This window comes from Acetobacter lambici, from assembly GCF_011516885.1.
Classification (GTDB): Bacteria; Pseudomonadota; Alphaproteobacteria; order Acetobacterales; family Acetobacteraceae; genus Acetobacter; species Acetobacter lambici.
This window is the reverse complement of sequence record NZ_WOTD01000001.1, coordinates 104179-116332: the sequence shown is the minus strand read 5'-3', so window position 1 is coordinate 116332 and position 12154 is coordinate 104179. Positions and strand designations below refer to the sequence as shown.

The following is a 12154-nucleotide window of genomic DNA, read 5'->3' as shown; positions in this document are numbered from 1 at the left end:
GTCGTGGATAGGATGAAACGTGGTCGCGCCCCCTTGCTGCGCAAGACACTCGCCAGAATAGAGCTTGAAAACGGGCGGCAACGCCTGAAAAAAACGCTGGGACCATTGCAGTTGACCATGCTTGGCGTGGGTTCAACCATTGGTGCTGGCATTTATGTTATGACTGGCACGGCGGCCGCCAATTATGCTGGGCCTTCCATTCTGCTGTCTTTTGTCGTGGCGGGGATTGCCTGCCTGTTTACCGCTTTGTCCTACGCGGAACTGGCGTCTGTTATGCCTGTGTCGGGGTCGGCCTATACCTATGCTTATGTGTCCATGGGGGAAGGGTGGGCATGGGCTGTTGGCTGGTTGTTGTTGATGGAATACGGCATTTCCTGCGCGGGGGTGGCTGCCGGTTTTTCCGGGTATGCCGCCAGTCTGCTGGATGATCTGGGAATCCATGTGCCAACCGCTTTGCACACCACAACATTGGGTGTGACCCATCAGGGGTTAGACAGGCATATTGTAGGCAACTGGCAGTGCGACCTGCTGGGCGCTCTATCCATTGTGGTTGTGACTGCACTGCTGATTGTAGGGGTGCGGGAATCCTTTAAAATCAATTCGCTTATTGTTGTGCTTAAAGTCGGTGTGCTGGCAGTTTTTGTGGCTCTGGGTGTTTGGGAAATGCACCCGGCGTACTGGACCCCCTTTATCCCCGCCTATCAGGGTGGGTTCCGCTACGGTGTGCCGGGTATTTTCCGGGCGGCGTCTGTTATCTTTTTTGCCTATGTCGGGTTCGAGGCGGTTTCCACCGCTGCGGCCGAGGCCAAAAATCCCAAGCGGGATGTGCCCGTGGGCATTGTGCTCTCACTCGTGATCTGCACGGTGGTTTATATGGTGGTGGCGGCCGTGCTGATCGGAGTTGTGCCGTGGCAGTCGCTCGACGTGGCGGACCCGTTGGCAATTGCTGTCAACGCCATGCACCAGCCTTGGCTGGCCCTGTTTGTTAAAATTGGCGCCGTGGTTGGTCTTTGCTCAGTGCTTATGGGGCTGCTGTATGCCCAGAGCCGTATTTTCTTCGCCATGGCGGAAGATGGTCTGCTGTTCCCCATTTTTTCCCGCCTGCACAGACGTTACCATACGCCATGGCTTGGTAGCATAATGCTGGGGAGTGTGGTTGCGTTGGCTACTGCGGTGCTGCCGATTGATATTATTGGCGATCTGGTCAGTTTGGGCACGGCAACAGCGTTTGGTATCGTCTGCTTTACCGTCATATGGATGCGGAACACGGCCCCTGATTACAGGCGTGCCTTTGTTGTGCCCTTTGGCGGGTTTGTGCTGCGCGGTGTGTGGATTGGCTACGTACCGTTGCTGGGCATGATCTTCTGCGGTTTTATGGTTGCCCCACTCTGTTGGGACATGGTTCTGGCATTTATGGGGGGGGACCCCGTGCCAGTAGTGCTTCTTGCGTTTTATGCTCTGTGCGGGTGGAGTTGTTACCGCTTTTATGGGCGGCATCATTCCCGCTTGGGGCGGGAACAGCGGGCCGCAATGGCGGAGGCTCCCTCTAGTCGTTAAGAGGGTAGGACGCCAGCAGCTTTTTCTGTTCGCGCCATAAGCGTAGTCCGTACCACAGGTTTGTGGGCTTCCAGCCCGCTGCCTTGTTTTTTGCCCCTATGCGGTAGCTCTCGCCATAATGCAGGAACTGTGCGGCATAGGCCTCACGCAGGGTGGTGCGGGAATCCCAGATGTGAATGGCTTCCGCCCCGACACCATTAATTTCGATGATTTCAAAATTTTCGCCACGCGCCAGATCTTCTTCGCTACGGAATTTAAGATCAATGCGTCCAAAATAAAAATCGGGAATATCCTGCATGATCCGATCGATCTTTTGCGTCAGTTCTGGCGTAATGTCGGGAATGCCGTTGCGAAAGACAGCACCTTTGCAATGATTGCCAGCAAAAACCAGATCCAGCCTTTCGCCTTGGGCAGGAATGGTGTTCAGGCGGTGTTGCAGACGGGGGGTGTAGATGTGCAGAACCTTGCTGGTGCGTACGTCCTGCTTGAGTAGCTCCAGAACCGTGTCTTTCCCGTTGCCTGTCAGGAAGGGAATATCCTTGTATGTCAGGGAAGTCAGGCGGCCAGTTGGTTCGTCGGGGTGGCGGATGTAAAATAGCCCCGCCTCGTGCGGCCACGTAATCAGCCTTTGAATGACCAGTTCGATATTACGTGGGAATGCGGCGCAGACCTGTGCCAGTTCTTCCTGCGAATGGACCAGTTTTACACCCGTGCCGTTGCACCCGATATCGGGTTTGACAACAACGGGGAATTCCAGCCCCTTGGAGCGCATGGCTTCCGTGGCGACCGCCAGATCGTTCTGGCCTGTGGTCAGTGTGGTGTATGGCGCAATCCACCGCGTTGCATAGGGGCCTGCCATATCCAGCAGATCACTCTTTTTTTCACCACATAGACCGCCTGTTGTTATGCGGGGGTTGGCGGCGGTGGGCAGGGTTACGTCCCTGTAGCGCAGGCCCAGAAGTATCCAGTATGCCACAACAGGCGTGTAAAACAGCCAACGCGGCCAGAACTCGAAAAGAGAGAGGGGATTAGGCTGTTTGTCGTGCTGGGGCATGGGCAGGGTCATATCTTGTGTTTTTGGGTGCGTGCAACCAGCCGCCCCATAAGAATGATAACAACAACAAAGCCCGCAACCCCAACCCAGCGCCATGCGCCAAGATGGGCCAGCAAAGCCCCCCCTACATGGAGGGAGAGCATGAACAGGGCTGTAGTCCAGATCAGGGTGGCGCAGAGGGTTGCTGCCGTAAAAACAGGTAATCCCGCACGGAAAAAACCACATGCGGTATAAAGGGGCAGGCGGGTGCCGGGAATAAACCGGCTGATGAACACAACCCCGAACAGGTTTTTGCTCAACCAGGCCTGTTGTGCCTGAGCAGAGGGAACAGTAATCCACCGTTGCGCAGGGGGCCATCTGGCCGCAAGTGCTCCCAGAGCGTACAGCCCCACATCCCCCAGAACAATGCCGACATATAGGGAGATCAGGGCAAGCGGGATGCTGATTGTGTGTAAATGAACCTGAATGGCCGTAATAACGGTTGCCGCATCTTCCAGCACAAAGGTGGCCAGAATAACAATCAAAACCTGCCAAAGAGGTTGTGTGGCGGTCAGTTCCAGAAAATGGTCAAGCACAACGGAGCCTGGTCTCCAACACGGCGGATATGTTCAGCTTTCGCTCAGAACCTGCGGCAACAGGCTCTTTTACGCGGCACATGTCAAGCTTTTGGGCGGGAAAGGTCGCTCGGCGGCATCGCATGCAGTGAGCCAGAGTATGTGATGGATTAAAGAGGACAACATAGCCTGACAGACGGGTAAAAGCAGGATAGTGTAATTGCCTGTGTCGTCTGCAAAGCGGATCGTGCCTCATGTTACGTAGAAAATTTTTGTCCGGGGGCGGCACTCTGCTGGTGGCCCTGCCTGTTTGTGCGCGCAACGCGGCACATGGGGCGAGTGGCAGTTACACCGCATTTCTGTCCGGGGTCCGGCGGGAGGCACTGGCGCAGGGTGTGTCTTCCTCCGTGGTTGCGCAGGCATTTGCGCATGTGTCTGCTCCCAACCCTAAAGTGTTGCAGGCGGATCGGCATCAGCCTGAATTCACCCTGACATGGGCACAGTATAAAGATCGCGTTCTGAGCGAGAAAAAACTGAACGATGGCCTGTCCGCCATTCAGCAGCGGGCAGACCTGTTGGGGCAGATCAGCGGGCTGTATGGTGTTGGCGGGGGCGCCATTGCGGGCATATGGGGGCTGGAATCCGCTTACGGCACCCGCATGGGCACGTTTTCGGTCATCGATGCGCTGGCAACCCTTGCCTATGACGGCAGACGGGCCAGCTTTTTCCGCACGGAATTGCTCAAAGCGCTCCATGTGGCCGAGCAGGCGGGGGTGCCGCCAGCCCATATGCTGGGCAGTTATGCGGGGGCCATGGGGCAACCGCAGTTCATGCCCAGTGCGTATATGCGCTACGCCGCCAGTTACCCTGCGGGCGGGCGGGCGGATATCTGGCATAATGAGGGTGATGTCTTTGCCTCCATAGCCAATTATCTGGCCCGGTGTGGCTGGCAGGCCGGACAGCCTTGGGGGGAGGGCGTTGTACTGCCCGATTCACTGGAGCAGTCCCTTCTTGGTCGCGGCCATGTCAGGCCGCTTGCGTGGTGGGTGCAGCAGGGGGTAAGGCCCCGTGCTGGTGAGTTTGATATGTCCGTGGGTGAAGGTGCGGTTATCCGTCCCGATGGACCGGGCGGCGAGGCCTTTATTGTTTACCATAATTTCAACGTGATCCGACGGTACAATCCATCAGATTTTTATGCATTGGCCGTAGGGCTTCTGGGTGATGCCATAACGTGAAAAAAGTCGTTTTCTGGGGTTGTCTGCTGTTGGCGTCGTGTTCTCCCGCACCGTCATCCCATCCAGACGTGCATTATACCGTGGGTACCGCATGGCAGGTGCAGGGCCAGTGGTTCTACCCGCGTGAGGAATTTGCCTGGCAGGGAACTGGTCTTGCCGTGCGCCAGAATGGGCGGGAGGGGGAACTGACCGCCGATGGTGAGGTGCATAGCATGGCCACGATGACGGCAAGCCACCCCACACTGCAGTTGCCAGCCATTGTGACCGTGACAAATCTGGAAAACGGGCGGCAGGTGCGTGTAAGGGTGAATGACCGTGGGCCAGCACAGTCTGGCCGTGCGCTGGCCTTGTCCACGCAGGCGGCCAATCTGCTTGGCATGGGGCCTGACCCGGCTCAGGTCAGGATTGTGGAGGACGAATCCGCAAGCCGTCAGTTGGCTGAAATCCTGCCCGGAGGAGTTGCCTTGCAGATTGATGCCGCACCAAGGGAGCAGGTCGTTCAGTCCAGTCTTGGTGGGGCTGGTGGTGTTTCGGTCGTGGCGGTTGGTGGTGGGGCGGAGGCTCCCCCAACAGCATCAGGCGTAAGGCTGGCTGATATGCCGGTTGCCTATGCGCAGGGCTATGCGGCTCCGGGTATGCTGTGGGTGGAAACCATGGATTTTACCTCCCGCTCCGCCGCGATGATGCAGGCTGGCAGCCATGGTGGCGTGGTCAGGCCGGTAATGTCGGGCCAAAGCATGATGTGGGCTGTCCGGCAGGGACCGTTTGCGACTATAAGTGCCGCAGACGCAGCCCTTAAACGGGCATTGGCTAATGGTTTAAATGGTTCTCACATCGTCGTCGAATAGGGAATAGCTTTGCAGACTCGACGGTTTTTACTCGCAGGGGGCGCGGCCCTTTTCTCTGGTGGGCTGGGGGGGGCGGTAGCGCGTCCCCGGCATGGTGCGGCGTCTTCCGCCGTGCCTGCGGCTCCCGCGCCAGTTGGGGGCATTGTGCCCGAAACCCCTGCCTCCACTCCGGTGGGGCCAGTGGACACAATGGCGCGCTGGGCCTGTATTCTGGATTATGGCAGTGGCGCTGCCTTACTGGAAAAAAATGCGGATGAGCGCATGCCGCCATCCTCCCTGACCAAGATGATGACGGCCTATGTCACATTTGGCATGTTGCGGGCCGTGCGGCTCAAGCTTGACCAGATGTTGCCGGTCAGCGAGCGCGCATGGCGTATGCAGGGCTCCAAAATGTTTGTCCCGCTGGGGCAGAGCGTTGCCGTGCAGGACCTGATTCAGGGCATGGTCATCCAGTCCGGCAATGACGCATGTATTGTGCTTTCCGAAGGGATTTCGGGCTCTCAGGAGCAGTTTGTCGCGCTGATGAACGATACGGCGGCCAAGCTGGGTCTGACCAATTCGCACTTCATGAATGCAACGGGTTGGCCTGCGGACAACCACTATATGTCCGCGCGGGACGTGGCGTATCTGGCGTTGCGCCTGATCCATGACTTTCCCGAATATTACCATTTCTTTTCTGAAAAAGAGTTTGTTTTTAACAAAATCCATCAGGAAAACCGCAATATTCTGGTGGTCAAGGGACTGGCGGATGGCCTGAAGACTGGCCACACGGACGCTGGCGGGTTTGGTCTGTGCGCGTCCTCCGAGCGGGATGGGCGGCGTGTTGTCATGGCCATTAACGGTCTGCCGAGCGATGGTGCGCGTGGGCGTGAGGGTGAGCGTCTGATGGGGTGGGCGTTTGCTAATTTTGAAACCGCCCAGATCATTAACAAAGGTGAGATCGTGGAGCAGGCTCCTGTATGGATGGGGGCCAGCCAGACCGTACCTCTGGTTGCCGCGCAGGAGTTCAGAATGCTGCTGCCCCATGGGTGGAAAAACAGCACGCATGTGGCCATCGATTATGACAGCCCGCTGATTGCGCCAGTAAGCGAGGGACAGGTTGTGGGGCAGTTGAGCGTGGTTTTGCCCGGCGGTAGAAAAGCCAGTATTCCACTTGTGGCGGGGCAGGGCGTGCCAGCCCTCGGCCTGCTTGGGCGGGCCGCCAGACGGCTGCACCTTTAAGCCATGATGTCTGGTCTGTTCATAACGCTGGAAGGGGGGGAGGGCGTTGGCAAGTCCACGCAACTCCGCCTGCTCAGGGACGCCCTTCAATCGCAGGGGCACAAGGTGCTGGCTACGCGGGAGCCTGGTGGGTCCCCCGGAGCGGAGGACCTGCGGCAGTTACTGCTGTTCGGCAAAAATCCGCTCTCCCTCCGTGCGGAAATTCTTACGCATTTTGCCGCCCGTTTTGATCATGTGGACAAGGTTATACGTCCGGCACTGGCCGAGGGGCGGATTGTGCTGTGTGACCGGTTTACGGATTCCACCATGGCGTATCAGGGCTATGGGCGGGCGGAGGGTGACCCGGCCATTCTGGACCTGATTGCGGTGTTGCAGAACCAGTTGGGCCTGACACCGGACATGACTTTTCTGTTACAGGCGCCAAGGGATGTCACACGCCACAGGCTGGCCGTGCGCGGGGTGCCAACAGATCGCTACGAACAGGCGGATGAGGGCTTCCATGCCCGTATTGCCGCAGGGTTCAGGGCCATAGCCGAGCAGCAGACCGAACGCGTACAGAGTATTACAACAGCGAATTGCAGCGAAGAGGCTGTGAACAGCCTGATCATGAAGGAAATTTTGTCCAGATTATCCCATGTCTGATGCCCTCAGCCTGTCCCCTCGCATGGCATCGCTCCAGTTGCACGGGCATGGTGCGGAACTGGCGTTGTTTGTGGAAGCACTCGCCAAAGGCCGTATGCCCCATGCCTGGCTGGTGATTGGCCCGCCGGGTATTGGCAAGGCCACGTTTGCATTTGCGCTGGCGCGTATTCTGCTTGGCGGGGAGGCGGAGGAACACCCTGTTGGCCGCCGTATTTCCGCTGCAACCCATGCTGATCTGCTGGTGGTTGAGCGTGGTTATGATGAAAAAAAACAGCGCTACCGACAGGAAATCGTTGCTGATGATGTGCGGCCCATCAACGCCTTTTTGCGCCGTACGGCGGCAGAAGGTGGCTGGCGCGTGGTTATTGTGGATGGCGCGGAGTGGATGAACCGCAGTGCGGCCAATGCGGTGCTTAAAATTCTGGAAGAGCCGCCTCCGGCCACTGTTCTGGTGTTGACCAGCTCTGCACCGGGGCGTCTGCTACCCACCATACGGAGCCGTTGCCGCAGGCTCGAACTGGCCCCTTTGCCAGAGGCGGATATGCGCAGAGTGCTGCACACATTATGGCCAGACCTGCCCGAGCAGGATTTTCTGCGTATTTTGTCACAATCACATGGAGCGCCGGGTAAGGCTGTGGCATTGTTGGCCGATTCAGGTGGTGGTGTGGCCGCTCTGGTTGCCGAGGTCCTGCAGGGTGTTCCCGCCCTGCGCGGATACGAAATTGCCGAAACCGTCCTGCGTAAGGATTACGATTTTGGCCTCTTTTTTGCCCTGCTGGCGGACCAGTTGCAAAGCACGGCGCGGCAGGCCGCAAAGGCAGGCAGCAGCCAGTGCATAGCCCTTGCCGCTGCATGGGAGCAGATTATGCGCGTTCATACCGAGACGGAACGCTTTAATCTGGATAAACAAGAAGCACTTATTGAAGCCATGACGATTGCGAGCCCAGAATGACCCGTCGTTTCTATGTGACTACCCCCATTTATTACGTGAACGGAGCACCGCATATCGGCCACGCCTACACGTCCATTGCAGCGGATGTTATGGCGCGCTTCCATCGTCTGGCGGGGGATGATGTTTTTTTTCTGACAGGTACGGACGAACACGGGCAAAAGGTGGAGCAGGCAGCGCAGGCTGCTGGTGTGGCCCCGAAGGAATTTGCGGATAGTGTTTCGGCCAACTTCCGCTCCATGGCCGACGCCATGGCTATTTCGTACGATGATTTTATTCGCACAACGGAGCCGCGGCATATTGCCAGCGCACAGGCCCTTTGGCGCAAGGTGGCCGATAACGGTGCCATCTATCTGGACGCGTACGAAGGCTGGTACGCTCTGCGTGATGAATGTTTTTATGGCGAAGATGAACTGGTCACAGGCCCGGATGGCAAAAAAGTAGCCCCCACAGGTGCGCCTGTGGAGTGGGTTAAGGAGCCATCCTACTTTTTTCGTCTTGCCGATTATCAGGACCGCCTGCTCGAACTGTACGAGCAGCATCCGGAATTCCTTGGTCCCCATGGTACGCGCAACGAAATTATCAGCTTTGTCAAACAGGGGTTAAGGAACCTCTCCATCAGCCGTACGAGCTTTAAGTGGGGCATTCCCGTACCGGGGGATGACCAGCACGTTATGTATGTGTGGTTTGATGCGCTGGCCAATTACCTGAGCGCGCTCGGTTACCCCGATACAGATGCGCCACGTATGGCCTACTGGCCTGCCAGCCTGCACCTTGTGGGCAAGGATATTGCCCGTTTCCATGCCATTTACTGGCCTGCCTTCCTTATGGCTGCGGGCATTGACCTGCCCAAAAAGGTTTTTGCCAACGGCTGGTGGACCATTGAGGGCCAGAAGATGAGCAAATCCGTGGGCAATGTGGTGGACCCCAGGGAACTGGTTGCGGATTTTGGGTTGGATGCTGTTCGGTTCTTCGTGCTGCGTGAGGTGCCCTTTGGCGGGGATAGTGACCTGTCACGTAAAGCGCTGATCACGCGTAACAACGTGGAGCTTGCCAACGATCTGGGCAATCTGGCGCAGCGGACCCTCTCTCTGGTCGCGCGCAACTGTGGAGGCATTCTGCCCGAACGGCGGACGCTGACAGAAGAAGACCAGAAGCTGCTGGGGCAGGTGAGCGTTTTGCCGCAGCTTCTGGCCGCGCAGTTTGAACGGTGCGCACTGACCGATGCGCTCGAAGATGTGTGGAAGGTGATCCGCGCCTGTAACGCCTATATTGATCATCAGGCACCGTGGGCGCTGCGTAAGACCGATGCAGAGCGTATGGCCGATGTGCTGCGTGTTCTGCTGGATGCTCTGCGTGGGATAGCTACCATGCTTCAGCCCTTTATGCCGCATAGCATGGCGCGCATGCTGGACCAGCTTGGTGTGGGCGAAAACGAGCGGACATTTGCAGCTCTTGAGGTTGTTTTGCCCGGTGGGCGGCAACTGCCTGCGCCACAGGGTATTTTCCCCCGTTATGTTGAACCGGAGCCGTCATGACTGATGCAACCATGCCCGGACTGATCGACTCCCACTGCCATCTCGACCATTTTTCGGACGAGGAACTGCCGGTTCTGCTCAACGCCGCCAAAGAGGCGGGGCTGAGTGGCATGGTCACTATTGGTACGCGTCTGGCCCATGCGGCGGAGCAAAAGCGCCTGACCGGCTTCAGCCGCCCGGAGATGCGGGTATGGTGCACGGTTGGCACGCACCCCGACCATGTGGAGGAAACCCCGGTACCGCAGTTGCAGGATATTGTGGCGCTGGCAGATGCCCCGGAGGTGATTGGGATAGGGGAGACGGGTCTGGATTATTTCCATGGTCAGGACAATGTACGCCCGCTCCAGCAGGAAAGCTTCCGCAGGCATATTCAGGCCTCACGGGAGATGGATATTCCCGTCATCATCCATGCTCGGCAGGCGGATGAGGATGTAGCCGCTATTTTGGAGGATGAATCCGCCAAAGGCACGTTTCCTATTCTGCTGCACTGCTTTGCCTCTGGCCCTGATCTGGCCCGGAGGGTGGTGGCCCTTGGTGGGTATGTCAGTTTTTCAGGCATTGCGACATTTCCCAAATGTGAGGAAATCCGCACTGTTGCCCGGGAGTTGCCCATAGACCGTATTCTGGTCGAAACAGATGCCCCTTATCTGGCTCCCGTGCCACAGCGCGGCAAACGGAACCAGCCAGCCTTTGTTGCACACACGGCAGGCCGTATTGCGCGCGAGCGTGATCTGGATGTGGCGGTGTTTGCCGAGCACACAACACGTAATTTCCAGCGGTTGTTCCGCAAGGCGCGCTAGAGCGGGAGAGAGCGGGGTATGAAGGTTAATGTGCTCGGATGTGGCGGCTCATCTGGCGTGCCTGCCCTGGGTGGGGCGGATGGCTATGGCCAGTGGGGAGCGTGCGATCCAACCGAACCCCGGAACAGGCGCTCCCGTGCATCCATTTTTTTAAGGATGGATAATGGGGCGGGTATTCTGATTGATACAGGACCAGACCTGCGCGCCCAGTTGCTTGGGCAGGGCATCAGTACGTTTGAAAGCGTGATCTATACCCATGCCCATGCCGACCACGTTGCCGGAATTGATGAGCTAAGGGGCATTAACCGCCAGATTGGCAAAGCTATTAACGCCTACGGTACGTCCGAGGTGCTGGGCGAGTTGCAGGAGCGGTTTGGTTATGTCTTCAAGCCAAACACAACGCCCTATTTTTTTCGGGCCGCACTGGATGCCCAGCCTGTTGTGCTGAGGCAGTCGGTCAATATAGGGGGTTACGCGTTTACCCTGTTTGAGCAGAATCACGGCTATGTCACGTCCACGGGTATTCGTTGTGGCGCGTTTGCCTACAGCACGGATGTTGTGGAACTCCCTGAAGAGTCTGTGGAATGCCTGCGGGGGTTGCATACATGGATGGTGGACTGTTTTCAAAAAACGCCACACGGAGCCCATGCTTGGCTGGACCGGGTGCTGGAGTGGAAAGCTCTGATCCAGCCTGAGCGCATTATTCTGACCCATATGGGGGCTGATATGGACTGGGGCTGGATGCAGCACAATCTTCCACAGGGAATGGAAGCGGCGTGGGATGGTATGAGCTTTGAACTCCCCGATCCCCTTCATGCTTTGTAAATGAAGAGGGACGGGGAGTTTTATTCCCCAAATGGTATTTAGCGGCTCATCAGCACTGTAATGCTTGCGGTTTCCAGCACGTGGCGGGTTACACCACCCAGAATAAGCTGCCGCAGGCGGGAGTGTGAATACGCCCCCATGGCCAGCATGTCAGCCTCGAACTCCCGGCAGGCGGCCAGCAGGCCTTTGCCCACGTCGCGCTCAACTGGCTGAAACTCGACCGCATCCGCTTTAATGCCATGCGCGGCCAGGTATTCCACCACGTCTTTGGCGCTGGGACCACGGCGCTGGTAGTCGCCGCAGTGTAAAACCCGCACGGCTTCGGCTGTCTGGGCCCATGCCAGCGCGCCACGCAGGGCGGAGGAGGATTCCGCCGTGCCATTCCAGCCAATGCAGACACGTTTGATCAGCCCCACCGGCGCGGTGCGTGGAGCCATGACTACGGGGCGTCCGCTATCAAACAGAACCGCATGCAGCGTTTCGGAGGAGGAGACCTCATCCCCGGAATCGGGGTGGGGCACCAGAGTAAAGTCAGACAGGCGGGCCTGAGCGGGAATAATTTCGCTTTCGGGGCCACGCGCCACGGTAAAGCTTATGCTCGGGGCATCATCGGGGTAGGCGCTGTGCAACGGCACAACCTTGATGTCGGGGTTTTCGGCGGCATAGCGCTCGAACAGCGTATGGACGTCATGGGCATGGCGAGCACTTTCGTGATCAGCCGAGCGCATAAGGTCTTCCACCATGGCGCCGGACATGCCCTCGCCAGCGAGTGGGGCAATGTCGCGCCCATCGGGGCGAACGTGCAGAACGGCAAGATGCGCGCCAAAACGGCGGGCAAAGTTGCCACCACGCACCAGAGCGGCCTCGGCATTGGACGTGCTGGGGAGTGGAAGCAGAATTTTGCGGACATCTTTCATTGTGTCGCTCCTTT

The 12154-nt window shown here is 57.9% G+C and carries 12 protein-coding genes; 9 read left to right on the top strand and 3 right to left on the bottom strand.

Annotated elements, in window-relative coordinates:
* Window positions 1-12 precede the first annotated feature (12 nt).
* On the top strand, window positions 13-1557 hold the full coding sequence (locus tag GOB86_RS00580; protein ID WP_165990464.1) for an amino acid permease: 1545 nt from the start codon (window positions 13-15) through the stop codon (window positions 1555-1557).
* On the opposite strand, the gene GOB86_RS00575 is transcribed toward GOB86_RS00580, so the two are convergent.
* Entirely contained in the window at window positions 1547-2611 is a 1065-nt protein-coding gene (locus GOB86_RS00575; RefSeq protein ID WP_165990708.1) for an ATP-grasp domain-containing protein, read from the bottom strand. The genes GOB86_RS00580 and GOB86_RS00575 overlap by 11 nt on opposite strands.
* An 8-nt stretch (window positions 2612-2619) precedes the next feature.
* Entirely contained in the window at window positions 2620-3186 is a 567-nt protein-coding gene (locus tag GOB86_RS00570; protein ID WP_165990463.1) for a VTT domain-containing protein, read from the bottom strand.
* A 233-nt stretch (window positions 3187-3419) separates the two neighbouring features.
* Between GOB86_RS00570 and GOB86_RS00565 the strand changes: the two genes are divergently transcribed.
* The 8 genes from GOB86_RS00565 (at window position 3420) to GOB86_RS00530 (ending at window position 11223) form a co-directional block, all read left to right on the top strand.
* A complete protein-coding gene (locus tag GOB86_RS00565) occupies window positions 3420-4400 on the top strand; it encodes a lytic murein transglycosylase (RefSeq protein WP_165990462.1) in 981 nt (326 codons plus the stop codon).
* A gap of 80 nt (window positions 4401-4480) precedes the next feature.
* Window positions 4481-5248, top strand: coding sequence for a septal ring lytic transglycosylase RlpA family protein (locus GOB86_RS00560; protein WP_338421498.1), 768 nt, complete (start codon window positions 4481-4483; stop codon window positions 5246-5248).
* Between the two features lie 9 nt (window positions 5249-5257).
* Window positions 5258-6469 (top strand): D-alanyl-D-alanine carboxypeptidase family protein, encoded by a 1212-nt coding sequence (locus tag GOB86_RS00555; protein WP_165990460.1) that lies wholly within the window; start codon window positions 5258-5260, stop codon window positions 6467-6469.
* Between the two features lie 3 nt (window positions 6470-6472).
* Window positions 6473-7111 carry a dTMP kinase gene (gene tmk / locus GOB86_RS00550; protein WP_194300995.1) on the top strand — a complete coding sequence of 213 codons (639 nt, stop codon included), beginning with the start codon at window positions 6473-6475 and terminating at the stop codon, window positions 7109-7111.
* Window positions 7104-8063, top strand: coding sequence for a DNA polymerase III subunit delta' (locus GOB86_RS00545; protein WP_165990459.1), 960 nt, complete (start codon window positions 7104-7106; stop codon window positions 8061-8063). Before tmk ends, GOB86_RS00545 begins: the two co-directional genes overlap by 8 nt.
* Window positions 8060-9598, top strand: a complete 1539-nt coding sequence (metG, locus tag GOB86_RS00540) for a methionine--tRNA ligase (RefSeq protein WP_165990458.1) — start codon at window positions 8060-8062, stop codon at window positions 9596-9598. Before GOB86_RS00545 ends, metG begins: the two co-directional genes overlap by 4 nt.
* Before the next feature lie 11 nt (window positions 9599-9609).
* On the top strand, window positions 9610-10398 hold the full coding sequence (locus tag GOB86_RS00535; protein ID WP_165990706.1) for a TatD family hydrolase: 789 nt from the start codon (window positions 9610-9612) through the stop codon (window positions 10396-10398).
* 18 nt (window positions 10399-10416) lie between these two features.
* Window positions 10417-11223: an MBL fold metallo-hydrolase gene (locus GOB86_RS00530; RefSeq protein WP_165990457.1), complete on the top strand. Its 807-nt coding sequence runs from the start codon at window positions 10417-10419 to the stop codon at window positions 11221-11223.
* Between the two features lie 38 nt (window positions 11224-11261).
* Here GOB86_RS00530 and GOB86_RS00525 read toward each other — a convergent pair whose 3' ends face one another.
* A complete protein-coding gene (locus tag GOB86_RS00525) occupies window positions 11262-12140 on the bottom strand; it encodes a universal stress protein (RefSeq protein ID WP_165990456.1) in 879 nt (292 codons plus the stop codon).
* Between the last annotated feature and the right edge of the window lie 14 nt (window positions 12141-12154).

Excerpts from the sequence above, each read along its gene's own strand:
- GOB86_RS00575 (WP_165990708.1), bottom strand. The coding sequence starts at position 2,611 with ATGCCCCAGCACGACAAACAGCCTAATCCCCTCTCTCTTTTCGAGTTC.
- GOB86_RS00525 (WP_165990456.1), bottom strand. The coding sequence starts at position 12,140 with ATGAAAGATGTCCGCAAAATTCTGCTTCCACTCCCCAGCACGTCCAAT.
- GOB86_RS00535 (WP_165990706.1), top strand. The coding sequence starts at position 9,610 with ATGCCCGGACTGATCGACTCCCACTGCCATCTCGACCATTTTTCGGAC.
- GOB86_RS00545 (WP_165990459.1), top strand. The coding sequence starts at position 7,104 with ATGTCTGATGCCCTCAGCCTGTCCCCTCGCATGGCATCGCTCCAGTTG.
- tmk (WP_194300995.1), top strand. The coding sequence starts at position 6,473 with ATGATGTCTGGTCTGTTCATAACGCTGGAAGGGGGGGAGGGCGTTGGC.
- metG (WP_165990458.1), top strand. The coding sequence starts at position 8,060 with ATGACCCGTCGTTTCTATGTGACTACCCCCATTTATTACGTGAACGGA.
- GOB86_RS00530 (WP_165990457.1), top strand. The coding sequence starts at position 10,417 with ATGAAGGTTAATGTGCTCGGATGTGGCGGCTCATCTGGCGTGCCTGCC.
- GOB86_RS00580 (WP_165990464.1), top strand. The coding sequence starts at position 13 with ATGAAACGTGGTCGCGCCCCCTTGCTGCGCAAGACACTCGCCAGAATA.
- GOB86_RS00565 (WP_165990462.1), top strand. The coding sequence starts at position 3,420 with ATGTTACGTAGAAAATTTTTGTCCGGGGGCGGCACTCTGCTGGTGGCC.